The 24,247-nt window shown below is 73.7% G+C and carries 21 protein-coding genes; 3 read left to right on the forward strand and 18 right to left on the reverse strand.

Annotation, left to right across the window (positions count from 1 at the left end; translation table 11 throughout):
- The first annotated feature begins 444 nt into the window (after positions 1 to 444).
- Positions 445 to 1,608, forward strand: coding sequence for an NAD(P)-binding domain-containing protein (locus NR073_RS00835; RefSeq protein WP_256748541.1), 1,164 nt, complete (start codon positions 445 to 447; stop codon positions 1,606 to 1,608).
- A gap of 25 nt (positions 1,609 to 1,633) precedes the next feature.
- Complete coding sequence (locus NR073_RS00840; RefSeq protein WP_141843252.1) at positions 1,634 to 2,269, forward strand: class I SAM-dependent methyltransferase; 636 nt, start codon at positions 1,634 to 1,636, stop codon at positions 2,267 to 2,269.
- Between the two features lie 57 nt (positions 2,270 to 2,326).
- Here NR073_RS00840 and dapF read toward each other — a convergent pair whose 3' ends face one another.
- From dapF to dapA, 13 genes are all read right to left on the reverse strand, one after another.
- Complete coding sequence (dapF, locus tag NR073_RS00845) at positions 2,327 to 3,280, reverse strand: diaminopimelate epimerase (RefSeq protein ID WP_129866790.1); 954 nt, start codon at positions 3,278 to 3,280, stop codon at positions 2,327 to 2,329.
- A 9-nt stretch (positions 3,281 to 3,289) separates the two neighbouring features.
- Entirely contained in the window at positions 3,290 to 4,228 is a 939-nt protein-coding gene (gene miaA, locus NR073_RS00850) for a tRNA (adenosine(37)-N6)-dimethylallyltransferase MiaA (RefSeq protein WP_141843250.1), read from the reverse strand.
- A complete protein-coding gene (gene miaB, locus NR073_RS00855) occupies positions 4,228 to 5,775 on the reverse strand; it encodes a tRNA (N6-isopentenyl adenosine(37)-C2)-methylthiotransferase MiaB (RefSeq protein WP_020628159.1) in 1,548 nt (515 codons plus the stop codon). The genes miaA and miaB overlap by 1 nt, the downstream gene beginning before the upstream one ends.
- Before the next feature lie 39 nt (positions 5,776 to 5,814).
- Positions 5,815 to 6,822 (reverse strand): regulatory protein RecX, encoded by a 1,008-nt coding sequence (locus NR073_RS00860; RefSeq protein ID WP_036384237.1) that lies wholly within the window; start codon positions 6,820 to 6,822, stop codon positions 5,815 to 5,817.
- The gene (gene recA / locus NR073_RS00865) at positions 6,819 to 7,883 is read right to left on the reverse strand and encodes a recombinase RecA (protein WP_036384235.1); all 1,065 of its coding nucleotides are present in this window, start codon (positions 7,881 to 7,883) and stop codon (positions 6,819 to 6,821) included. The genes NR073_RS00860 and recA overlap by 4 nt, the downstream gene beginning before the upstream one ends.
- Before the next feature lie 211 nt (positions 7,884 to 8,094).
- Positions 8,095 to 8,313 carry a DUF3046 domain-containing protein gene (locus NR073_RS00870; protein ID WP_002856506.1) on the reverse strand — a complete coding sequence of 73 codons (219 nt, stop codon included), beginning with the start codon at positions 8,311 to 8,313 and terminating at the stop codon, positions 8,095 to 8,097.
- Between the two features lie 98 nt (positions 8,314 to 8,411).
- Positions 8,412 to 8,813, reverse strand: a complete 402-nt coding sequence (locus tag NR073_RS00875; protein ID WP_036315027.1) for a helix-turn-helix domain-containing protein — start codon at positions 8,811 to 8,813, stop codon at positions 8,412 to 8,414.
- Positions 8,814 to 8,920: 107 nt separating this feature from the next.
- Entirely contained in the window at positions 8,921 to 10,204 is a 1,284-nt protein-coding gene (locus tag NR073_RS00880) for a hypothetical protein (RefSeq protein WP_135039869.1), read from the reverse strand.
- A gap of 80 nt (positions 10,205 to 10,284) precedes the next feature.
- A complete protein-coding gene (locus NR073_RS00885; RefSeq protein ID WP_036384231.1) occupies positions 10,285 to 10,812 on the reverse strand; it encodes a CinA family protein in 528 nt (175 codons plus the stop codon).
- 4 nt (positions 10,813 to 10,816) lie between these two features.
- Positions 10,817 to 11,431, reverse strand: coding sequence for a CDP-alcohol phosphatidyltransferase family protein (locus tag NR073_RS00890; RefSeq protein ID WP_036384229.1), 615 nt, complete (start codon positions 11,429 to 11,431; stop codon positions 10,817 to 10,819).
- Entirely contained in the window at positions 11,428 to 14,580 is a 3,153-nt protein-coding gene (locus NR073_RS00895) for a DNA translocase FtsK (protein ID WP_182488561.1), read from the reverse strand. The genes NR073_RS00890 and NR073_RS00895 overlap by 4 nt, the downstream gene beginning before the upstream one ends.
- 54 nt (positions 14,581 to 14,634) lie before the next feature.
- On the reverse strand, positions 14,635 to 16,320 hold the full coding sequence (locus NR073_RS00900) for a ribonuclease J (RefSeq protein ID WP_145951140.1): 1,686 nt from the start codon (positions 16,318 to 16,320) through the stop codon (positions 14,635 to 14,637).
- Positions 16,321 to 16,334: 14 nt separating this feature from the next.
- A complete protein-coding gene (gene dapA / locus NR073_RS00905; protein WP_036315014.1) occupies positions 16,335 to 17,252 on the reverse strand; it encodes a 4-hydroxy-tetrahydrodipicolinate synthase in 918 nt (305 codons plus the stop codon).
- 41 nt (positions 17,253 to 17,293) lie between these two features.
- On the opposite strand from dapA, the gene NR073_RS00910 reads away from it, so the two are divergent.
- The gene (locus NR073_RS00910; protein ID WP_145951139.1) at positions 17,294 to 18,565 is read left to right on the forward strand and encodes a heparan-alpha-glucosaminide N-acetyltransferase domain-containing protein; all 1,272 of its coding nucleotides are present in this window, start codon (positions 17,294 to 17,296) and stop codon (positions 18,563 to 18,565) included.
- 17 nt (positions 18,566 to 18,582) lie between these two features.
- Here the strand turns inward: NR073_RS00910 and NR073_RS00915 are convergent, their stop codons facing one another.
- From NR073_RS00915 to rpsO, 5 genes are all read right to left on the reverse strand, one after another.
- Positions 18,583 to 19,101 (reverse strand): hypothetical protein, encoded by a 519-nt coding sequence (locus NR073_RS00915; protein ID WP_036315008.1) that lies wholly within the window; start codon positions 19,099 to 19,101, stop codon positions 18,583 to 18,585.
- Positions 19,094 to 19,885 carry a 4-hydroxy-tetrahydrodipicolinate reductase gene (gene dapB, locus NR073_RS00920; protein ID WP_098093270.1) on the reverse strand — a complete coding sequence of 264 codons (792 nt, stop codon included), beginning with the start codon at positions 19,883 to 19,885 and terminating at the stop codon, positions 19,094 to 19,096. The genes NR073_RS00915 and dapB overlap by 8 nt, the downstream gene beginning before the upstream one ends.
- Positions 19,886 to 19,928: 43 nt before the next feature.
- Positions 19,929 to 21,257, reverse strand: a complete 1,329-nt coding sequence (locus NR073_RS00925) for a pitrilysin family protein (RefSeq protein WP_036384925.1) — start codon at positions 21,255 to 21,257, stop codon at positions 19,929 to 19,931.
- A gap of 83 nt (positions 21,258 to 21,340) precedes the next feature.
- Positions 21,341 to 23,602: a polyribonucleotide nucleotidyltransferase gene (locus NR073_RS00930; RefSeq protein ID WP_145951138.1), complete on the reverse strand. Its 2,262-nt coding sequence runs from the start codon at positions 23,600 to 23,602 to the stop codon at positions 21,341 to 21,343.
- Between the two features lie 296 nt (positions 23,603 to 23,898).
- Positions 23,899 to 24,168, reverse strand: a complete 270-nt coding sequence (gene rpsO, locus NR073_RS00935; protein WP_017488396.1) for a 30S ribosomal protein S15 — start codon at positions 24,166 to 24,168, stop codon at positions 23,899 to 23,901.
- Positions 24,169 to 24,247 lie beyond the last annotated feature (79 nt).

Genomic DNA, 24,247 nt, shown 5'->3' on the forward strand with positions numbered 1-24,247 from the left:
GGTCTCCTCTGGGCCGCCGCGGTCGGATGGCCCGATGGTCTCAGGGTAAAGGGGTGCGCGGACGCGTTAGGCGGCTGTCCGCAGGGGGCGGACGTGGCGGGTGACGCGCACGGCCGTGTGGGCAGGGGTCGGCGCCGCGCTGCGACGATCTCGCGGCGGCTCCGTTCGCGGGAGGAAGGTGAGCACGCGGCACCGCAGCCACGAGGTCTCATCGGCGGGCGTGCAGGGACGGACCACATCGTCCATGGTGGGATCTCCATCAGGTGCCAGGGCGCGCTCGACGGCCTCATCCGAGGCGGGCGCGCGAGGGGGCGGGGGCGGGCAGTGACGCGGGGGCGTCAGCGCAGGAAGATCCACATGGGCGTCGAGTGTACCGGGCGGCGCGCGTGCGCGACAGGGGCCCCGGCGCCCGGTCCGCTGACGACGCGCACGTATCCTGCGGGCATGACCGTGTCCCCCTCCCCTGCCCCGCCGCAGCCCGGCCGGACGGGCCGGGCGACCGTCGTCGTGATCGGCGCGGGCCAGGCGGGGCTGTCCGCCGCGTACCACCTGCGCCGCCGCGGCGTCGTGGGGCTGACTCCGAACGACGACGGCGCCGCCGGCGTCCCCGAGGACGCCCCCGGCACGTTCGTGGTGCTCGACGCGGAGACCGCCCCGGGCGGTGCGTGGCAGCACCGCTGGGACTCGCTCACGATGGCCACCGTCAACCACATCCACGAGCTGCCCGGCGACCCGGTGCCGCCGGCCGACCCGGCCGCGCGCGCCAACGCCCTGCTGCCGGCCTACTTCGCGGACTACGAGGCACGGTTCGCCCTGCCGATCCGGCGGTCCGTGCGCGTGAGGCGCGTCGAGCGGATCGGCGAGCCGGGACGTGCGCGCGGGCTCCTCGTCCGCACGGACGGGGCGCCGGGCACGTGGCGGGCGGACTTCGTGGTCAACGCGACCGGCACCTGGACGTCCCCACGGTGGCCCTCGGTGCCCGGGATGCGCTCGTTCCGCGGCCGGCAGCTGCACACCCATGACTACGTGTCCAAGGACGAGTTCGCCGGGCAGCGGGTGGTGATCGTGGGCATGGGCGTCTCGGCGACGCAGCTGCTGGCCGAGATCTCCACGGTCGCGGACACCCTGTGGGTGACCCGCCGCGAGCCGCAGTGGCAGGACTCGGCCGCGCCCGGCGCCCTGGCCGAGTCGGTGCGCGGGGTGGACGAACGGACCCGTGCGGGCCTGCCGCCGGGCTCCGTGGTCGGGGCGACCGGGATGCACCGCTCACCCTGGGTGCGCGAGGCGGAGACACGAGGCGTGCTGGTGCGCCACCCCATGTTCACGGCCGTCGAGCCGGACGGGGTGCGGATGCCCGACGGCTCGTTCGAACCGGCGGACGTGATCCTCTGGGCCACCGGCTTCCGGCCGGCGATCCGGCACCTCGCTCCCCTGCGGCTGCGCACGCCCGCCGGCGGCATCCGCGTGGCGGGCGGGCGCGCCCTGGACGAGCCGCGCCTGTTCCTCCTCGGCTACGGCCCCTCCCAGTCCACAGTCGGGGCCAACCGCGCCGGGCGCGACGCAGCGCGCGCGATCCTCTCGGACCTGGCCGGGCCGGCGTCGGGCTGAAGGCCGCCACGACCCGCTGACTACGATGGTCGCCGTGAGCTCCGCATCCCATTACTTCGACGTCGACCCCTCCGCGCCCGAGCGACGCCGCACCGTGCGGACGCGCCTGGCCGGCCGCGACGTCGAGGTCCAGACGGCCAACGGGATCTTCTCCCCGGACGGTCTGGACAAGGGCACCGCGGCCCTGTTCTCGGCCGTGCCCGCGCCGCCGGCGAGGGGCCGGTTCCTCGACGTCGGCGCGGGCTGGGGGCCGGTCGCCCTCACGCTGGCGCTGCGGTCGCCCGAGGCGGAGGTGACCGCCGTCGAGGTCAACGACCGCTCCCTGCAGCTGACCCGCGACAACGCCGCGGCGCTGGGTCTCGACAATCTCGTGGCACTGCGGCCGGAGGACGTCCCCGAGGGCGCGGAGTTCGACCTCATCTGGTCCAACCCGCCCATCCGGATCGGCAAGCCGGCGCTGCACGCCCTGCTGGAGCGGTGGCTGCCGCGCCTGGCCCCCGGCGGCGAGGCCTGGCTGGTGGTGCAGAAGAACCTCGGCGCGGACTCGCTGCTGCCGTGGATCGGCCGGATGCTCGAGGAGCGCGCGCCCGGCCGGTTCACCGCGGAGCGGGCGGACAGCGTCAAGGGCTTCCGGATCCTGCGGGTGGCGCGGGCGCGCTGAGACGCCGTTCCCCGAACGACAGCGGTTCGTGGCCCGCCGTTTCCCGAACGACAGCGGTCAGGCGGTGAGTTCGCCGTCGAAGACCAGCTCGGCCGGGCCCGAGAGGACCACGTGCTCGGCCCCCTCCGGGCCCGGCACGACATCCACGGCCAGCACGCCGCCGGGCACCTCGACGAGCCACGAGTCCGAGCCCTGGTCGCCCGACCACGCGCGCATCGCCACGGCCGCCGCGCACGCGCCCGTCCCGCAGGACTGGGTCTCGCCCACCCCGCGCTCGTGCACGCGCATCCGCACGCGGCCGACGCCCTCGCGCACGAGCGGCTCGTGCGCGGCCACGAACTCGACGTTCGTGCCGTGCGGCGGGGCGGGGTCCACCTCGGGGGCGCGGCCCAGGTCCAGGCCCTGCAGGTCGGCGAAGGAGGCCAGCGGGACCACGGTGTGGGGGTTGCCCATCGAGATGCTCAGCGCCGGACGCGGATCGGTGAGGCCGTGGGCACGGACCATCGAGTCCGACGCCGCCTCCTCCGCGAGCTCGGGGTCGAGGTAGGACCAGGGGCCCATGTCGATCGCGTAGCCGTGCTCGAGCCGGGTCACGGCCTTCACGCCGGCGCGCGTGCCGATGGTGATCGCCCGGCCGGGGGCCAGGTCCACGAGACCCTTCTCGACCAGGAAGTGCACGAAGACGCGCACCCCGTTGCCGCACATCTCGGCGATCGAGCCGTCGCCGTTGCGGTAGTCCATGAACCACTCGGCCTCGGGGTGCTCGGCGAGCAGCGCCTCACCCTCCGGCAGGCGTGCCGAGCGCACGGCGCGGATGACGCCGTCGGCGCCGATCCCCCGGTGCCGGTCGGCCAGCCGTGCGACGCGCTGGGCGTCGAGCTGCGTGTTGCCGTCCGGGTCGGCGATCAGCACGAAGTCGTTGCCCGTGCCATGGCCCTTCGTGAACGGCACGCGCGGCGCGCTCGCGTGGAGGGGGTCCTGGGCGGCGGGCGCCGCGGGCTGCTCGGTCATGAGCCCAGTCTAGGTGGCGTCCCCGGCGACGACGGCGAGCGCCTCCGCCACGATGTCCTCGCCCTGCGCGTCGAGCCAGACGACGCGCGGGTCGGCCCGGAACCAGGTCTCCTGGCGTCGGGCGAACCGGCGCGTGGCCACGACGGTCTGCTCGGCCGCCTCCGCCTCGGTGAGCTCGCCGTCGAGGACGGCGAGCATCTGGGCGTAGCCGATGGCGCGGGACGCGGTCGGTCCCTGCCGCAGCCCCTCCGGCCCGGGGACGTCGAGGCGGCGGACCTCGTCCAGCAGGCCCTCGGCCAGCATGCGCTCCACCCGGGCCGCGATCCGCCGGTGCAGCTCGGCCCGGTCCAGGCGCAGGCCGAGCTGCACCACGGGGGCGACCTCCGGGGCGTACGTGCGCTCCGGCATGAACGCGGAGAACGGGCGGCCCGTCAGCCGGCACACCTCCAGCGCGCGCACGATGCGGCGGGCGTCCTGCAGCCGCTCCGCCGAGACCGGGTCCAGGGCGGCCAGCTCGGCCCTCAGCCCGGCCAGGCCCTCCCGCTGCGCGCGCGCCTCCAGCTCGGCCCGCAGCGCCGGGTCCGTGGGCGGGAACTCGAGCACGTCCAGCGCCGCCCGCACGTACAGCCCGGAGCCACCCACGAGGATCGGGGTCCGACCCCGCGCGCGGATCTGGTCGAACAGGTCGCGGGCCGCGGACTGGAAGGCCGCCACCGAGGCCTCCTGGCCGACGTCGAGCACGTCCAGCTGATGGTGCGGGACGCCCTCGCGTTCAGCCTGGGTGACCTTCGCCGTGCCCACGTCCATCCCCCGGTAGAACTGCAGGGCGTCCCCGTTGACCACCTCGCCGTCCAGCGCGTGCGCCAGGGCGACGGCGAGGGCGGACTTGCCCGTCGCCGTCGCCCCGACGACGGCGACGACGGGCGGCCGGGCCGCGGCGGCGGACATCAGGACCGCGGGCGCAGGGTCGGCATGCCGAGGCTCGTGGCCCCGGAGCCGCCCGCCGTGCCGGGGGCGGGCGCGCCGCACGACTCGGCCTGGGCGCGGTCCCACGCGTCGCCGGCCCGGGAGCGGCGCAGGACGTAGTCCTGTGCGGTCGGGTCGGCGACGGCGAAGAACGGGTGGGCCTCGGTGACCGTCACGGTGACGAAGTCGCCGGGGCGGGGGGTCTCGGCGCCGGCGGGCACGGAGAAGTGCACGAGCCGGTTGTCGGGTGCGCGCCCGGACAGGCGGCCGCGCTCCGCGGCCTTGGAGCCGGAGTCGGCGGTGACGAGCAGCTCCTGGCGGGTGCCGACGAGCGTGGCCATCTCCTCGGCCGAGATCCGGTCCTGCAGGGCCACGAGGCGCTCGAAGCGCTCCTGGACGACGGCCTTGGGCACCTGGTGGTCCATCTCCCCGGCCGGGGTCCCAGGGCGGATGGAGTACTGGAAGGTGAACGCGGAGGAGAAGCGGGAGGCCTCGACCACGCGCATCGTCTCGGCGAAGTCCTCCTCGGTCTCCCCGGGGAAGCCGACGATGATGTCCGTGGTGATGGCGGCGTGCGGGATGCGCTCGCGCACCTTCTCCAGGATCCGCAGGAACTTCGCGGACCGGTAGGAGCGGCGCATGTCCTTGAGCACCTTGTCCGAGCCCGACTGCAGGGGCATGTGCAGCTGCGGCATGACGTTGGGGGTCTCGGCCATCGCGTCGATGACGTCGTCCGTGAACGCGGCCGGGTGGGGGCTGGTGAAGCGGACGCGTTCGAGGCCCTCGATCTCCCCGCACGCGCGCAGCAGCTTGGCGAACGCGCCGCGGTCGCCGAACTCGACGCCGTAGGTGTTCACGTTCTGGCCCAGCAGCGTGACCTCGACGGCGCCGGCGTCGACGAGCGCCTGCACCTCGGCGAGGATCTCCCCGGGGCGGCGGTCCTTCTCCTTGCCGCGCAGCGACGGGACGATGCAGAACGTGCACGTGTTGTTGCAGCCCACGGAGATGGACACCCAGCCGGAGTGGGTGGAGTCGCGCTTGGTGGGCAGGGTGGAGGGGAACACCTCGAGCGACTCGAGGATCTCGATCTCGGCCTCGGCGTTGTGGCGGGAGCGCTCCAGCAGCACGGGCAGGGAGCCGATGTTGTGGGTGCCGAAGACGACGTCCACCCACGGGGCCCTGCGCTGGATGGCGGCCTGGTCCTTCTGGGCGAGGCACCCGCCGACGGCGATCTGCATGCCCGGGTGCGCGTCCTTCACCGCACGCAGGTTGCCGAGGTTGCCGTACAGGCGGTTGTCCGCGTTCTCGCGGACCGCGCACGTGTTGAAGACCACGAGGTCGGCCTGGGCGTCCTCGGCGACCGGGGCGTAGCCGGTGGACTCGAGCAGGCCGGAGATGCGCTCGGAGTCGTGCACGTTCATCTGGCAGCCGAAGGTACGGACCTCATAGGTCAGACCCTCGTGCGGGCGCGCGGCGGCGCCGTCCTGCGCGAGCGGGGTGGTGCGGGGGGTGGGGTCCGTCAGAGTCACCGCACCATTCTAGGAACTCCGGGCGCGGCCCGGATCCGCTCACTCCTCGTGCTCGGCGAGGACCTCCTTCACGACGGCGAACGCGAGGCCGCCGCCGTAGCCCTTGCGTCCCAGCATGCCGACGAGGCGGCGGGTCACCTTGTTCCGCTCGGCCCGGGCCTCCGGCGAGGCACCGCCGGGGACGGTGCGGCCCCGCAGCCGTCGGCGCACGAGGTCGAGGGCGGCGGTCCGTTCGTCCTCGCCGTCGATGGCCTCGAGCGCCTCGGCGGCGATCTCCCGGTCCACGCCCTTCTGCTGGAGCTCGTGCCCGAGGGCACGGCGCGCCAGGCCCTTGCTTCGGTGACGGCTGCGGACCCAGACCTCGGCGAAGGCGGCGTCATCCACGAGGCGCACCTCCTCGAAGCGGTCGAGGACGCGCTCGATCAGCTCGGGCTCGGCCTGGCGCTCGGCGAGCTTGCGTTCGAGCTGGCCGCGGGAGCGGGGGCCCAGGGCGAGCTGGCGCAGGACGACCTCGCGTGCGGCCTCCTCGCGCTCACGCGGTGCGGTGGGCAGGGGCGCCGGGCCGGGGCGACGTCGGGGGCGGTCGGTCTCGACGGCGGGGCGGGGATCCACGGCCGGGCGTCCCTCGTCGCGAGGACGGCCACGCCGCGGGGGCGTGGTGGCCCGCTTCCGGCCCCGGCGCTCGATGTCCGCCCGGGTGTCCTCGCGCCCGGACCAGGGCAGCGCACGGGGCCCGGCGCCGGGCGCGGGACTGGGCAGATCGCTCGCGCGAGTCAGCAGGGCCCCGAGATCCGGTGCTGCGCCGGGGGCGGGATCCGAGCCGTCCCCCGCGGGGGTTCCGGCGTCGCGCGCGGGCACGGCGTCCCGCGCGGCGTCCGCGTCGGACGACGTCGGCTCCGGTGCGCCGGCCAGGTCGAGCCACATCCGGCCCACGTCCGAGTCCCGGGCGTCGTCGAACGCGGACGCACCGGAGGCGGAGCCGCTCCGGCCGGTCGTCTCCGACCGGTGGGCGGCCCCGCCTCCGACGTTCCTGCGCGATCGGGTCATCCGACGGCGGTGTCCCCCGGAACCGCGGTCAGGGCCGGGGCCTCGTCGTCCTCGGCCTCCGGGGCCACGCCGATGCCGAGCTTCGTGAGGATGCGCTCCTCGATCTCGTTGGCGAGGTCCGGGTTGTCCTTGAGGAAGCGACGGGCGTTCTCCTTGCCCTGCCCGAGCTGGTCCCCGTCATAGGTGAACCACGCGCCGGACTTCTTGACGATGCCCTCCTCGACACCCATGTCGATCAGGCCGCCCTCGCGGGAGATGCCGACCCCGTAGAGGATGTCGAACTCGGCCTGCTTGAAGGGCGGGGCCATCTTGTTCTTGACGATCTTCACGCGGGTGCGGTTGCCGACGGGGTTGCCGGCCTCCTTGAGGGTCTCGATGCGGCGGACGTCGATGCGCACGGACGCATAGAACTTGAGCGCCTTGCCGCCCGTGGTGGTCTCCGGGGAGCCGAAGAACACGCCGATCTTCTCGCGCAGCTGGTTGATGAAGATGGCCGTGGTCTTGGTCTGGTGCAGGCGGCCGGTCACCTTGCGCAGCGCCTGGGACATGAGGCGGGCCTGCAGGCCGACGTGGGAGTCGCCCATCTCGCCCTCGATCTCGGCGCGCGGGGTCAGCGCGGCCACGGAGTCGATGACGACGATGTCCAGGGTGCCCGAGGAGACGAGCATGTCCATGATCTCCAGGGCCTGCTCGCCGGTGTCCGGCTGGCTGACCAGCAGGGCGTCCGTGTCCACCCCGAGCTGGCGGGCGTAGACCGGGTCCAGGGCGTGCTCCGCGTCGATGAAGGCCGCGATGCCGCCGTTGCGCTGCGCGTTGGCCACCGCGTGCAGGGCCAGGGTGGTCTTGCCCGAGGACTCCGGGCCGTAGATCTCCACCACGCGGCCGCGCGGCAGGCCGCCGATGCCCAGGGCCACGTCCATGGCCACCGAGCCCGTGGGGATGACCTCGACGGGTGCCTGGGTCTGGTCCCCCAGCCGCATGACGGAACCCTTGCCGAACTGCTTGTCGATCTGGGCGAGAGCGGCCTCGAGGGCCTTCTCGCGATCCGTCACCTTGCTCATCCTTCACCCCTAGCTCTGGTGGTGCTGCCGCGGACGCTGGAGCGCCCGCCTCAGTCATGTCCGTGAATCTACGGGGGGGCGGCGGACACGATAAGCGTGGCCGGCCCCGCCTGTGCACGAGATCACCCCGTCGCACTGCTGTGCAGGACTCTACCGCATTCTTCGAACACGTGTTCGAACAGGGGCAGTGCCCCGCCAGCGCGTCGCGGCGTCAGCGTTTCGGCGGCACGTCCCGACCGAGACGCCGCTCCTGCGGGATCTCATGCAGGTCGCAGACCGCCAGCCAGACCCGCCGCGGGTCCACGCCGGCGGCGAGCGCCGCCGTCGCGGTGGTGTCCAGGCCGGGCAGGTGCAGGGAGTCGGCCACGAGGCCGGCCCGGGCGGGGCCGAACTCCTCGTCCATCAGCCGGCGGAACTCGCTCTCGCGCACGGGCGGTCCTCTCTGTGGTCGGTCGCGGGGTCAGGGACGGGGACGCAGACGGCGCGGGCGCCCCGAGACGGGGCGCCCGCGCCGTGGGTGTGGCGGGGTCAGCGGCCGGCCAGCGAGCCCAGGCTGGGGTCCGTGAGGTCGTCCGGCAGGGTGTCCGGGACGACCATGCCCTCCTGCTCCACGAGCCGGTCCGAGACCTCCCGCAGCAGGTAGGACAGCGGGATGTCCAGCGCCTGGCAGATCGAGGCCAGCAGCTCGGAGGAGGCCTCCTTCTGGCCGCGCTCCACCTCCGACAGGTAGCCGAGCGAGACACGGGCGTCGTGCGAGACCTCGCGCAGGGTGCGGCCCTGGAGCTGCCGGACGTCGCGCAGGACGTCGCCGATCTCGTGGCGGAGGAGGGGCATGCTGCGCTCCTTGATGTCGGGGGCGGCCGCGCGGGGACGGGGCTGGTCATCGACCCAGCGCGTGATTCCGTGGGAATGGACGGGATGTCGCATCATGTCTATCGCCTGCTCCTGGACTTTTCCTGAAGGGCGCCGGGCCGCGGGCCTGATCCCGCGGGGCACTCTTCTTGACTCGTTACATTCAACGTCGGGCGGGGTCGCGTTCATTCCCGACACATGGTCTCCTCCGCCGTCAGGCCCTCGGCGGCCCCGTCGCCCTCGTGCCGCTCCGAGCGCCGATGCCGTTCCCGCAGGGAGTACGTGGCGTTCCGGATGCGGTCGGAGTCGTCCAGGCTCGAGCCGACGGCCCCGGCCATCGTGCCCATCGACGCCGCGAGCCACACGAGCCGCACGTAGTCGCCCACGCCGCCGGGCTGGTCGAGCTCCTCCTCCAGATACTCCACGGGGATGATCATGAGCGCGACCAGCAGCAGCGTGACGAAGAGCAGGACGTAGACCACGGTGCAGGCCAGACCGACGGTGAGCACGGTGGAGAGGTTGTCCAGCCGCGAGCTGTGCCGGTGGGTCGCACCGTGCGTCCACAGGCCGTTCGTGGTGACCAGCCACGCCACCAGCAGCACCACGGACAGCACGCTGACCGCCGCGAGCCGCACCGGGGACATCACGCTGGAGAGCACCCAGATGGAGCCGAAGAACACGCCGTAGGCACCGGCCGCACTGGCCGAGGCGATCGTGAACGTCATATCCCGCGGCATGAGCAGCGGCCGGTTGGCCATCACCATCCCGGCCAGCAGACGCAGCGTGCCCGCCCAGCCCTTCACGTACACCGTGGACGTGCGCCGGGACCCGCCGCCCATCCCGGTGGTCGTGGTCACGTCCGCGTCGACGTCGACCAGCGGGGCGATGCCCCGCAGCGCGTCAGTGTCGGGCTCGGGGGGCTCGTCCGCCGGGGACGGGCCGCCGTCCTCCTCCACCTCGCCGGACTCGTCGGAGGACTGCACGTCCAGCTCCCCGTCCGGCGGGTCCACGTGGGGGGCGGTGTCGATGTGCTCGACGATCCGCAGCACCGTCTCCCGCAGCCGGCGGGCCGGGGTGATGACCCCCAGCGCCGGTACGCACACGACGCCGACCCGCAGCTGCGGCACGACGTCCGCCACCACGCCGCGCCGGTGGTCGAACCGGGGCAGGTCGACGACGGCGACCACCGTGTCCCATCCCCGCCCGTCCGCGAGGGAGCGGACCGGCTCCTCCAAGACCATGCCCCCGGTCGCACCGACCGGCAGCGACTCCTGCCGGGTCTCGACCCGCCAGCCGCCGGGCTGCGGCAGGCGTTCGTCGAGCCGGTCCTCGACGTCCCCGGCGATGCGGCGCACGAGGGCCCACGGGGTGCCCGGGTCGGCCACGAGGCCGATGACGCGGGGGCCCGGGGCGTCGTCGCCGTCCTGCGGCGCATGCTCGGGCGGGGTGGGAGGCGATGCGGTCTCCATCGCGCCGAACCTACGCGGCGGGGCGGGCCGGCACCAGGGACGGGGCGCCGAGGCGGGTCGGTCGGCGCCCCCATGCAGCCTCAGTGGCCGCAGCCGGCGAGCAGGCGCGTCAGGGCCTGCAGCGCCGCGGCGACGGTGGCCTCCCGGATCGCGGCCCGGTCGCCGTCGAGCCGGAGGAGGATCGCGGTGGCCGCGCCGTCGCGCTCGCCGCCGAGCACGTCCAGCGCGCTCGCGTCCGCGTCGGGCACGGCCAGGCCGAGCCACACGGTGCCCACCGGCTGCCCCTGGTGCGGCTCGGGCCCGGCCACGCCCGTGGTGGCCACGCCGACGTCGGCGCCCAGGGCCGCCCGGGCGCCGAGGGCCATCCGCCGGGCCACGTCCGCATCCACCGCCCCGACCCGCGCGAGCAGGTCCTCCGGCACACCCAGCAGGCCGGTCTTCACGGCGTTCTGGTAGGCCACCACGCCGCCGTGCAGCACGGCCGACGCCCCGGGGACGTCGGCCAGGCGCGCGGCCAGCAGGCCGGCGGTGAGGGACTCCCCCGTCGCCACCGTGAGGCCCGCGTCCGCGAGCGCGTGCACCACGTCCCGGGCCGCCGCCGTGGTCATCGCCTCAGGCCCCCCGCTGGGCGGCGAGGGCGTCCCGCCGCAGGATCCACGCGTCCTTGACGTACTCCAGACCGGTCAGCACCGTCAGCACGGTGGCGGCCCCGATGACCACCCAGCCGGCCCACGGCCACCAGCCGCCCACGAGCGGAGCCAGGGGCAGGAGCAGCAGGCCGATGCCCACGGTCTGCAGCACGGTCTTGAGCTTGCCGCCGCGGCCGGCCGGCATCACGCCGTAGCGGATCACCACGAAGCGCATCAGGGTGATGCCCCATTCACGCACCAGGATCACGATGGTCACCCACCACCACAGCTCGCCCAGCAGGGAGAACAGCACGAGGGCCGTGCCCGTGAGCAGCTTGTCCGCGATGGGGTCCGCGATCTTGCCGAAGTCGGTGATCAACCCGCGGGCGCGGGCGATGTCCCCGTCGAGCTTGTCGGTGTACATGGCCGCCGCGAACAGCGCCAGCGCGACCCAGCGGGCGACGAGCGAGTCGCCGCCCCACGGCCCGCCGGCCCACAGCGCCCAGGCGAAGAAGGGCACCATCAGGATGCGCACCGAGGTCAGGATGTTCGGCAGGTTCCAGGCGGACACGTGCTGCGCCCCGCCCGCCGTGCTCATCTGCCCGTCAGCTGCCACGCGTCCTCCGATCCCTCGTCGTCGTCCTCATCGTTCCAGTCCACGGCGGCCGGGCGCGAGTCCAGATCCTCCTGCACCAGGTCGCGCGGACCGGACGACGCCGAGGCGTCGCCGTCGCCGGAGGTGGCCGAGGGCGGGGTGTCTCCGGAGATGGTGGCGAGCACGTCCGCGAGGTCGTCGGGCTTGACCAGCACGTCGCGGGCCTTGGAGCCCTCGGAGGGGCCCACGACGCCGCGGGACTCCATGAGGTCCATGAGGCGGCCGGCCTTCGCGAAGCCCACCCGCAGCTTGCGCTGCAGCATGGACGTGGAGCCGAACTGCGTGGTGACCACGAGTTCGACGGCCTGCAGGAGCAGGTCCAGATCGTCGCCGATGTCCTCGTCGATGACCTTCTCGGTCTTCTCGGGGATCACGTCCTCGCGGTACTGGACCTGCATCTGCGACTTCACGTGCTCCACGACGGCGTGGATCTCGGACTCGTTGACCCACGCACCCTGCACGCGCATGGGCTTGGACTTGCCCATCGGCAGGAACAGGGCGTCGCCCTGGCCGAGCAGCTTCTCCGCGCCGGGCTGGTCCAGGACCACGCGCGAGTCCGTGACCGACGACGTCGCGAACGCCATGCGCGAGGGCACGTTGGCCTTGATCAGGCCCGTGACCACGTCCACGGACGGCCGCTGCGTGGCGAGCACGAGGTGGATGCCGGCCGCACGGGCCAGCTGGGTGATGCGCACGATCGCGTCCTCGACGTCGCGCGGGGCGACCATCATCAGGTCCGCGAGCTCATCCACGATGACCAGCAGGTACGGGTACGGGCGCAGCACGCGCTTGGAGTCCGGCGGCAGCTTCACCTGGCCGGCCCGGACGGCCTTGTTGAAGTCGTCCACGTGCTTGTAGCCGAACGCCGCGAGGTCGTCGTAGCGGGTGTCCATCTCCTTGACGACCCACTGCAGCGCCTCGGCCGCCTTCTTCGGGCTCGTGATGATCGGGGTGACCAGGTGGGGCACGCCCTCGTACGCGGTGAGCTCGACGCGCTTGGGGTCCACCATCACCATGCGCACCTCGTCCGGGGTGGAGCGCATGAGGATCGAGGTGATCATCGAATTCACGAACGAGGACTTGCCGGCGCCGGTGGCGCCCGCCACGAGCATGTGGGGCATCTTCGCGAGGTTGGCCACCACGTAGCCGCCCTCCACGTCCTTGCCGACGCCCATCACCATCGGGTGGTCGGTGCGCTGGGCGGCCTGCGAGCGCAGGACGTCGCCGAGGGCCACGACCTCCTTGTCCGTGTTGGGGATCTCGATGCCGATCGCGCGCTTGCCCGGGATGGGGCTGAGGATCCGCACGTCCGAGGAGGCCACCGCGTACGCGATGTTCTTCTCCAGCGCCGTCACCTTCTCCACCTTGGTGCCGGGGGCGACCTCGACCTCGTAGCGGGTCACCGTCGGCCCGCGGGAGAACCCGGTGACCTGGGCGTCCACCTTGAACTCGGTGAACGTGGTGGTCAGCGCGGCGACGACCCGGTCGTTGGCCTCGGAGCGCTCCTTCGGCTGGGGCCCGGCCGGGAGCAGGGCCGACTGCGGCAGCGTGTACGACACGTCCCCGCCCAGCTCGGACTGGGTGCCGCGGGCCGGCTCGGCGGTCACCGGCGGCACCGGCGCGGGGGTGCTGGCGGGCACGGCGGAGGACGACGACGGCGCGGCGGTCCCGGAGCCCTGACCTGGGGCGTCGTCCAGGGCGAACGGGGTGTCCTCCCCCGCGTCCTCCTCCAGGGCTGTGGCGGCCGGGGCGGCGGCCTCGCGCTGGGCGCGGGCGTGTTCGCGCACCTGCTCGAGGGCACGGTCCGCGGCCGTGGGCCGGCGCACTCCGGCGGGCGGCTGCGGCTCGGCGTCCGCGTCCTCGGGCGCGTCGTCCTCGTCCACCCACGGGTCGAAGTCGTCCGAGGCGTCCTGGTCCGCGTCCCGCGGGTCACGCGCGTCTGCGGCGGCCTGCTCGGCGTCGAACACGCCCTGCTCTCCGCGAGCGGCCCGCCGCGGGGCGGGTCGGGGCAGGACCTGGGTGGTCTCGGCCTCGGGGGCGGCGTGGGAGCCGGCCTCGGCCTCGTGGATCACCGGGGAGTCGTAGGCGGTGCCGGCGGAGTGCTCCGAGGCGGCGTCGGCGGCCTGATCCTCGCGTGCCCGGCGCCCGCCGAACAGGCGCGCGAACAGGCCCGGCCGGGAGGCCCCGGCGGCGTGGGAGCCGGCTGCCGGTCCGTCCAGGTAGGACTGGTCGTGGTCCGGGTGGGTGCGCCCGGTCTCCGCGTCCACGGAGAGCGGGGTGGCGAGGTCCTCGGCCTCGCGGCGCACCTCACGGGCCCGGCGCCGCTCGTCGCGGCGGGCGGCCCGCTGCTCGGAGGCGCCCTCGGGGTCCTGGCCCGTGAGCCAGTCGTAGCCTCCCGCGAGCCGCTGCGGGATCGCACCGACGGGCGTCGCGGTGAGCACGAGCACCGAGAAGAAGGCCAGCAGGATCATGAGGACCCAGACGGGCACGGGGGTCAGCAGGGAGGCCAGCGGCGCCGTCGCCAGGTAGCCGACCATGCCCCCGGCACCGAGCATGTCCTCGAAGGCCTCGGCGGCCGAGGGCACACCGCCCACGAGGTGGGCGATGCCGGAGCCGGCGACGGTCGCCATGAGCAGGCCGATGATGATGCGCCCGTTGGCGCGATGGTCCGTGGCGTGGCGGAAGCAGCGCACAGCCACGACGAGCAGGGCGATCGGCACCAGGAGGGCGAACCACCCGACGGTGCCGCCCACCACCCCGTGCACCACGCGGCCGACGGCGGTGCCGCGCAGGCCCCACCACTCCACGGCCGCGATCAGCGCGGCGAGCAGCAGCAGGAGCAGGCCGGTGCCGTCACGGCGTTCCTCGCGGTCGATGCGCACGTCCGGGCCGAGCTTGCGGAAGCCGGCGCCGACCGGCGTGGCCAGCCCCATCCACAGGGTGTGCAGGGCGCGCAGGGGCGCGGCGGGCCGGTCGGTCTCGGGGACGGTCGCGGTCGACCCCTTCCGTCCGGAGCCTCGGCGTCCGGCGGAGCCGGAGCGGGACGTGGCGGAGGAGGAGGACGAACGCGTGGGGGAAGTACGGGTCGCCATGCCCACCAAACTACCGCGAACCGCGGACACGGCAGGCATGGCGACCCGGAGGGGTCAGGCCTCCAGGACCACCGGGATGATCATCGGGCGGCGGCGCAGCTTGCGGTTGACCCACGTGCCGACGGTCCGGCGGACCACCTGCTGGAGCTGGTGGGCGGTGTGGTCCTTGCTGGACTGCACGGCCTCCTCGAGCGCCCGGACGATCTTCGGCTTGATCTCCTCGAACACCTTCTCGTCCTCGGCGACGCCGCGGGCGTGGACGTCCGGGCCGGACACGATCGCGCCGGTCTGCCGGTTGACCACGGTGATGATCGAGAGGAAGCCCTCCTCGCCCAGGACACGGCGGTCCTTGAGGTCCGAGTCGGAGATCTCGCCCACGGAGGAGCCATCCACGTACACGTAGCCGCACTCCACCTCGCCGACGACCTTCACGAGGCCGTCGGTCATGTCCACCACGGTGCCGTTGCCGGCCAGGATGACGTTCTCGGCCGGCACGCCGGTCTTCTCCGCGATCCGGCCGTTGGCGATCAGGTGGCGGGTCTCGCCGTGCACCGGCATCACGAACTCGGGCTCGACGATGTTGTAGCAGTACAGCAGCTCGCCCTCGGAGGCGTGGCCGGAGACGTGCACCTTGGCCATGCCCTTGTGCACCACGGTCGCGCCGAGCTTCATGAGCCCGTTGATCACGCGGAACACGGAGTTCTCGTTGCCCGGGATCAGCGAGGAGGCCAGCACGACGAGGTCGCCCTCCTCCAGCTGCACCTGGTGGTCGCCGTTGGCCATCCGGGACAGGGCCGCCATCGGCTCGCCCTGGGAGCCGGTGACCATCAGCACGATCTCGTCGTCGCGGTACTTGTCCACCTTGCGGATGTCCACGAGGATCCCGTTCGGCACGTTGAGGTAGCCGAGCTTCGCCGCGATGGTCATGTTGCGGATCATGGAGCGCCCGCCGAAGGCCACCTTGCGACCGTGCTTGTGGGCGGCGTCGAGGACCTGCTGCACGCGGTGCACGTGGGAGGAGAACGAGGCCACCACGATGCGGCGCTTCGCCGTGGCGAAGTAGCGCTCGAGGGTGGGGCCGATCTCCGCCTCCGTGGTGGTGAACCCCGGAACCTCGGCGTTCGTGGAGTCGGTCATGAACAGGTCCACGCCCTCCTCGCCGAGACGGGCGAAGGCGCGCAGGTCGGTGATGCGGCCGTCGAGCGGCAGCTGGTCCATCTTGAAGTCGCCGGTGTGCAGGATGGTGCCGGCGTCCGTGTGGATGGCGATGGCGAGCGCGTCCGGGATCGAGTGGTTCACGGCCACGAACTCGCACTCGAACGGGCCGAACTCGACGATGTCGTCTTCCTTGACCACGCGGGTGCGCGGCTTGATCCGGTGCTCCTCGAGCTTGGCCTCGATCAGGGCCAGCGTCAGCTTGGAGCCGATCACGGGGATGTCGTCGCGCAGGCGCAGCAGGTACGGCACGGCGCCGATGTGGTCCTCGTGGCCGTGAGTCAGGACGATGCCGACGACGTCGTCCACGCGGTCCCGGATGTAGTCGAAGTCCGGCAGGATCAGGTCGACGCCGGGCTGGTGCTCCTCGGGGAAGAGGACGCCGCAGTCGACGATGAGGATCTTGCCGTCGATCTCGAAGGTGACCATGTTGCGGCCGACCTCCTCGAGGCCGCCCAGCTGGACGATGCGGCAGGTGCCCCGCTTGAGCTTGGGCGGGGTGGACAGGCGGGTGCCTGCGGTCATGGAACGGGTCCCTTCTAGAAGGTGATGCCGGCCTCCGCGAGGTCGGCTCGGATGACGGAGAGCTCGTCCGGCGTGGCCTGGACGAGGGGCAGCCGCACGGCTGCGGACGGGATGACGCCCTGGGCGGCGAGGACGGCCTTCGCGGCCACCGCGCCCTGGACGTGGGTCATGATGCCGCGCTGGACGGGGTCCAGCGCGAAGTGGTGATCACGGGCACCGGCCAGGTCGCCGGCGTGGACGGCGTCCACGAGCTGGCGGTACAGCTCGGGGGCCGCGTGCGCGGCCACCGAGACGACCCCCACGGCGCCGAGCGCCATGAGCGGCAGGGTCGCGCCGTCGTCGCCGGAGTAGAGGTCGAGGTCCGTGTGCGCCAGGACGGTGGTGGTGGACTGCAGGTCCCCCTTGGCGTCCTTGAGCGCACGGATGTTGGGGTGCTGCGCGAGCGCGATGACCGTCTCGGGCTCGATCGGCATCACGGAGCGGCCCGGGATGTCGTAGAGCATGATCGGCAGGTCCACCCCGTCGGCCACGGTCTCGAAGTGCGCGCGGATGCCGGCCTGGTTGGGCTTGTTGTAGTACGGGGTGACGAGCAGCAGCCCGTCCACGCCCGTCTCGGCCGCGCGGCGGGACAGCTCGAGGGTGTGCGCCGTGTCATTGGTGCCGGTGCCGGCCACGACCCGGGCGCGGTCCCCCACGGCCTCGACGACGGTGCGGAACATCGCCACGTTCTCGTCGTCCGTGAGCGTGGAGGTCTCGCCGGTGGTGCCGGTGACCACGAGGCCGTCGGCCCCGCGGTCCACCAGGTGCTCGGCCAGCGCGGCGGCCGCCTCGAGGTCCACGGCGCCCTCGTCCGTCATGGGGGTGACCATGGCGGGCACGACCGTGCCGAAGAGCAGCTCGGAGGGGATGACGGCGGAACGGACGGCACTCATGGGCCCCACCCTACCTGCGAGACTGGGGGCCCGCGCCGTCCGTGGCCCCTCCGCGACGCGCGGCGACCCGAGAGGAGCCCGCCCTGCGTCCCGCCCCGCCCCCCGCCGCCGTCCGCCCGGACCGGCCCGCGCGTCGCCGGCTGCCCGGCGTCGACGCGGCCCGCGCGATCGCCCTGCTCGGCATGATCACCGTCCACGTCGTCGACCCGGTGACGGCGGACGGGGCGCCGCACCCGGCGTTCCTGTGGTTCGCCGGACGCGCCTCGGTGCTGTTCGTCCTGCTGGCCGGAGTCGGGCTGGCCCTGTCCACGGGGGGCGCGACGCCGGCCACGGGGGTCCGGCGCGCGGCGCTGCGCCGCCGGATCGCCCGACGGGCGGGCCTGCTGTTCGTGCTCGGGCTCGCGTGCGGGACGCTCGGCGTCCCCGTGGCCGTCATCCTGTGCCACTACGCCCTGCTCTTCCTGCTCGCGCTGCCCCTGCTGGGCCTGCGCGCCCGCGCCCTGGGCCTGATCGCGGGGGCGTGGCTCGTGCTCGGGCCGGTGCTGGTGTTCGCGGTGGTCGCGGCCGCGCAGGCCGCCGTGGGGCGTCAGGAGTTCTTCGTGGGTGGGCGGCTCTGGCTCTCCCCCGGCCCCGCGGACCTGCTGCGTCCCGGGCTGCTGCTGGCCGATCTCACGGTCACGGGCTACTACCCCGTCCTGTCCTGGGGCGCGTTCCTCGTGCTGGGGCTGGCCCTGGGGCGGCTGCCGCTGGACCGTCGCCGCGTGGCCGCCGGGATCCTCGGCGGCGGGGCCACGGCGTGGGCGGCGGCCGGCGTCGTCGGTGCGGCGGTGCTGCGGGCCCCGGGCACGGTCGGGCGGGTCGCCGCGGCGATCGGCACGGACCCGGTCGAGACGGCGCTCACGCTGCGCACGGGCGAGCCGCGGCTCGCGCTGCTGATCCCGGATCCGCTGTGGCTCGCCCTGCCGACCCCGCACTCCGGGTCCGTCGTGGCCGCCGTGCTCGCGGCGGGCTGGGCGTGCGCCGTGCTGGGCGCCTGCCTGCTGGCCCGGCCGCTGGTCGGGCACGCCGCGCTGCGCCCGCTCGTGGGTGCGGGGCGCATCCCGCTCACGCTCTACGTGGGGCACCTCGTGGTGCTCGCGCTCGTGGACGCGACCGGGATCGACCCGGCCGACGGGGCGCTGCTCGCCGTCCTCGTCGTGCTGTGCCTCGCGGCCGGACTGACCGCCGAGCTCAGCGGCCGGCGGGGTCCGCTCGAGGCCGTGATGGCCCGGCTCTCCCGGGCGGGTGGGGAACGGGCCGTCGGAGGGCGCTGAGCGACGCGTGGGCCGCGTCAGCCGGCGCGGTGCAGGCGGACGGCCTCCCGGGCCGCCTCGCGGGCGCGGCGGCGGTCGCCCGAGGCGTCGTAGGCCAGGGCGAGGCGGTAGCGGGCGCGCCAGTCGCGTGGTGCGGCCTCGGCCTCCACGCGGTACAGCTCGAACTGGGCGTCGGCGGCCTCTCGGTCGATCCGGCCGCCGGGCGAGCGCGGCAGGTCGTCCTCCGGCAGCCCGCCCTCGGCCTCGAGCTGGTCGGCCAGGCGTTCGGTCTGGCGGCCGAACCACACCTCGCGGGCCAGGACGGCCACGGTCACCAGCACCACGAGGATGACGCCCACGCCGATCGCCTTGGCCAGCGGCTGCGGGGCGCGCACCAGCGCGACGGACGCGTTGAGGGCGAACCCGGCGAACAGCAGCACGAGCAGGCACACGAAGCCGACCCACACCTTGCTCATCACGGTCGAGCGGCGGGCGCGGGCGGCGGGCTCGGTCGGGCCCACGGCGCCGTCGTCGGGGGTGCGGGAGGGCTCAGCCAAGGTCCAGGTATCCGTCCAGTCCGTAGGTCAGACCCGGGCGGGAGGCCACGGTCCGCAGGCCGAGGACGACGCCGGGCATGTAGGCGCCGCGGTCGAATGCGTCGTGCCGGACCACGAGCTGCTCACCCGGCCCGCCCAGCAACACCTCCTGGTGCGCCTCCAGGCCGCGCAGGCGCACCGCGTGCACGTGCACGCCGTGGACGACGGCGCCGCGCGCGCCGTCCGGGTCGTGCTCGGTGGCGTCCGGGGAGACGGGCACGCCGGCCGCGTCCCGGGCCGCGCCGATGAGCTCGGCGGTCCGCACGGCCGTGCCCGACGGGGCGTCCACCTTGTCCGGGTGGTGCAGCTCGACGAGCTCGACGGACTCGAAGTACCGCGCCGCCTGCGCGGCGAACGCCGAGGCCAGCACCGAGCCGACCGAGAAGTTCGGGGCGATCAGCACGCCCACCCCCGGGTGCTCAGCCAGCTGCGCCTCCAGGCGCTCGCGGCGCTCGGGCACCCAGCCCGACGTGCCCACGACCGTGTGCAGCCCGTGCTCCACGGCGAAGGCCACGTTCTCGGGCGAGGCGTCCGGGACCGTGAGGTCCAGGACGTGGGTGGCCCCGGCGTCGAGCACCGCGTCCAGGCGGTCCTGCGAGCCGAGCTCGGCCACGAGCTCCAGGCCCTCGGCCGCTCGCACCGCGGGCACCGCGTGGCGGCCCATGCGGCCACCGGCGCCCAGGATCGCGACGCGCGGGACGTCGTCGGGAGCGGACACGGCGGAGGGGGTGCGGGTCTCGGTCATGGCCTCCAGCCTACGCGGCCCGCCCCGGCGGCCGTGGCCGAGGTCAGGCCGGGGCGACGACGACGCGCGCCCGGTCCCCCGCGGCCAGGCGCGCGGCCACGGCCCGGACCTGGCCGGCGTCGACCTCGCGGACCCGGGCGAGGGAGGCCGCCAGGTCCACGTACTCCCCCGTGACCAGCTCGGCCCGTCCCAGCCGGGACATGCGGGCGCCCGTGGACTCCATGCCCAGCACGGTGCCGCCGCAGATCTGCCCGTGGGCGCGCGCGAGCTCCTCCTCGGTGACGTCGGCCTCGGCCATCCGGTCCAGCTCGGCCTCCATCAGCGCGGCCACCTCCTCCACCCGGTCCGGCTGGCAGCCCGCGTACAGGCCCCAGTAGCCGGCGTCGGAGTACCCGGCGGAGAACGAGTAGGTGTTGTAGGCCAGGCCGCGGCGCTCGCGGATCTCCTGGAACAGCCGCGAGGACATGCCCCCGCCCAGGACGGACTGCATGACGCCCAGGGCGAAGCGGTCCGGGTCCGTGGTGGACAGCGAGCGGCCGCCGACGAGGACGTTGGCCTGCTCGACCGCCTTGGCGACGGTGTGCGTGCCGGTCCGCACCCGCGAGGCCGCGGCCCCAGCGGTGTCCACGGCACGACGCGGGGCGGGCAGGGCCCCCGGGGTGAGCTCCCAGCCCGAGGCGCGCAGGGCGGCGAGGACGAGGCGGCAGACCTCGTCGTGGTCGAGGTGGCCGGCGGCGGTGACGACGAGCTCGTCCGGGCGGTACCAGTGCGTGTAGTGCCCCACCACATGGTCGCGGGTGACGGCCCGGATCGTCTCGGGCGTGCCGCCGATCGGCCGGCCGAGGGGGTGGCCGTCCAGCATGACCTCGGCGAGCTTCTCGTGGGCCACGTCCACGGGGTCGTCCGCGTCCATGGCGAGTTCCTCGAGGATCACGCCGCGCTCGGTCTCGAGCTCGTCCGGGTCGATCAGGGAGGAGGTGAGCATGTCCGTGAGGACCTCCACGGCCATCGGCAGGTCCTCGTCCAGCACGCGGGCGTGGTAGACGGTGGACTCCTTGGCCGTGCCGGCGTTGGACTCCCCGCCCACGCGGTCGAAGGCGGCCGCGATGTCCATCGCGGTGCGCGTGGGCGTGCCCTTGAAGAGCAGGTGCTCGAGGAAGTGCGTGGCGCCGTAGCCCTCGGGCGACTCGTCACGGGACCCGACGGCCACCCAGTAGCCGATGGTCACCGAGCGCTGGTCCGGCATGGCCTCGGTGAGCACGCGGACGCCGCCGGGCAGCACGGAGCGGCGCACCACGGAACCGTTGCCCTCGTCCGCCAGCACGCCGTCGAAGTCCAGGGGGATCTCACGGTGAACACTCATGACGGCCATTCTCGCCCATGCGCGACGACGGCGCCGCACCACTCGCGGGGAGGGTGCGGCGCCGTCGTGGTCACCGGGCCGGGCGGGGCGGATCAGGCCTCGATCTGCGAGGACTCGATCGCGTCCGCGGTCTCGGCCAGGGCGTCGGACTCCGCCACCACCGGGGAGAGGGACAGCTTGCCGCGGTCGTCGATCTTGGTGATCTCGACCTGGACCTTCTGGCCCACGCCGAGCACGTCCTCGACGTCGTCCACGCGCTTGCCCTCGTTGAGCTTGCGCAGCTCGGAGACGTGCAGCAGACCGTCCTTGCCCGGGGTGAGCGAGAGGAACGCGCCGAACGTGGTCAGCTTCACGACGGTGCCGAGGTACCGCTCGCCGATCTCGGGGACCTGCGGGTTGGCGATCGCGTTCACCGCGGAGCGCGCGGCCTCGGCCGAGGCGCCGTCGGTGGCGCCGATCAGCACGGTGCCGTCGTCCTCGATGGTGATGTCCGCGCCCGTGTCGTCCTGGATCTGGTTGATCATGGCGCCCTTGGGGCCGATGACCGCGCCGATCTTGTCCACCGGGATGCGCACGGAGATGATCCGCGGAGCGGTGGGGGCCATCTCATCCGGGGCGTCGATGGCGGCGTTCAGCACGGACAGGATGTGCAGGCGCGCCTCGCGGGCCTGCGTCAGGGCGGCGGCCAGCACGGAGGCCGGGATGCCGTCCAGCTTGGTGTCCAGCTGGATCGCGGTGACGAACTCGGCGGTGCCGGCCACCTTGAAGTCCATGTCGCCGAACGCATCCTCGGCGCCGAGGATGTCGGTCAGGGCCGCGTACTGGGTCTGGCCGTCCACCTCGGCGGAGACCAGGCCCATGGCGATGCCGGCCACGGGCGCACGCAGCGGCACGCCCGCGTTCAGCAGGGACAGGGTGGAGGCGCAGACGGAGCCCATCGACGTCGAGCCGTTGGAGCCGAGGGCCTCGGAGACCTGGCGGATCGCGTAGGGGAACTCCTCGCGGGCCGGCAGCACGGGCACCAGGGCGCGCTCGGCGAGGGCGCCGTGGCCGATCTCGCGGCGCTTCGGGGAGCCCACGCGGCCGGTCTCGCCGGTGGAGTACGGCGGGAAGTTGTAGTGGTGCATGTACCGCTTGGCCGTCTCCGGCGCCAGCGAGTCGATCTGCTGCTCCATCTTGAGCATGTTCAGCGTGGTGACGCCCATGATCTGGGTCTCGCCGCGCTCGAAGATGGCGGAGCCGTGCACGCGGGGCAGGACCTCCACCTCCGCGGTCAGCTTGCGGATGTCCGTCAGGCCGCGGCCGTCGATGCGCACCTGGTCGGTGAGGATGCGGCGGCGCACGATCTGCTTGGTGAGGGAGCCGTAGGCCTTGGCGATCTCGCCCTTGCGCTCGGCGAAGTCCTTGCCCTCGCCGGCGAGCTCCTCGAGCACCTCGAGCAGGTAGGCGTCCGAGGCCGACTCGCGCTCCTGCTTGTCGCCGATGGAGAAGATCTCGGTCAGGCGCCCCGTGGCGAGCTTCTCGACGGCGGCGTAGGCGTCGTCCTGGTAGTCCTGGAACACGGGGACGTCCACCGGGTCCTTGCCGGCGCGCTTGACCAGGTCGGCCTGGGCCTCGCACAGGGCGCGGATGAAGGGCTTGGCGGCCTCGAGGCCCTCGGCCACGATCTCCTCGGTGGGCGCCTGCGCGCCGCGCTCCTTGACCAGGGTCCAGGAGTCCGGGGTCGCCTCGGCCTCGACCATCATGATGGCGACGTCGTCGCCCACCACGCGGCCGGCCACGGCCATGTTGAACACGGCGCCCTCGAGCTGGGAGTGCTTCGGGAACGCGACCCACTGGCGCGCGCCGGAGCCGTCGTCCATGAGGGCCATGCGCACGCCGCCGATGGGGCCGGAGAACGGCAGGCCGGACAGCTGCGTGGACAGGGAGGCGGCGTTGATGGCCACCGTGTCGTAGATCTCGTCCGGGGCGATCGAGGTGACGGTCACGACGACCTGGACCTCGTTGCGGATGCCCTTGACGAACGCCGGGCGCAGCGGGCGGTCGATCAGGCGGCAGGTGAGGATCGCGTCCGTGGACGGGCGGCCCTCGCGGCGGAAGAACGAGCCGGGGATGCGGCCCGCGGCGTACATGCGCTCCTCGACGTCCACGGTCAGCGGGAAGAAGTCGAAGCCCTCGCGGGGCGACTTGCCGACGGTGGTGGCGGACAGCATCGACGTCTCCTCGTCGATGTAGACCATGGCGGCGCCGGCGGCCTGCTGGGCGAGGCGCCCGGTCTCGAAGCGGACGGTGCGCTTGCCGTACGAGCCGTTGTCGATGACGGCCTCGGCGAAGGTGATCTCAGGACCCTCCATGAGGGCCTCCTTTCAGGTGGACGGCGCCGCAGGCGTCCCTGTCCCCCTGGTCTTCGATCGAGGCCCTCGGCATCCCGCCGTGCGGCGGGGTCCGGGAGCCACTGTCGAGGACCGCGAGCGATGGGCGCGGAGCCGTCGGGTGTGTCGATGATGCGGGGATGCGCGCCATGGCGCGCCGGAGTGCCGCAGGCTGCGGCGATCTCTCCCCCGGGACACACTACGTGCGTCCGGGGGCAGACGAAAGGCGGCGCCGGCGCTCGCGGGTCTCCCGCGGGCTCCGGCGCCGCCTCCTCAGGTCACTTGCGCAGGCCGAGGCGCTCGATCAGCGCGCGGTAGCGCTCGATGTCGACCTTCTGCAGGTAGCCGAGCATGCGACGACGGCGACCGACCAGGGCCATCAGGCCGCGACGGGTGTGGTGGTCGTGCTTGTGCTCCTTGAGGTGCTCGGTCAGGTCCTTGATGCGGCGGGACAGGACCGCGATCTGCACCTCGGGGGAACCGGTGTCGCCCTCGTGGGTGGCGTACTCCTTGATGATCTGCTGCTTGACAGCGGGATCCAGGGCCATGGTGGGCCTCCTTCACTTCGGTACCGCGAACACGGGCCGCGCCCCGCCGGGGCGGACGACGCGGGGCCCACCCCACCGC

The organism is Micrococcus sp. Mcc28, from assembly GCF_024519775.1.
GTDB lineage: Bacteria > Actinomycetota > Actinomycetes > Actinomycetales > Micrococcaceae > Micrococcus > Micrococcus luteus.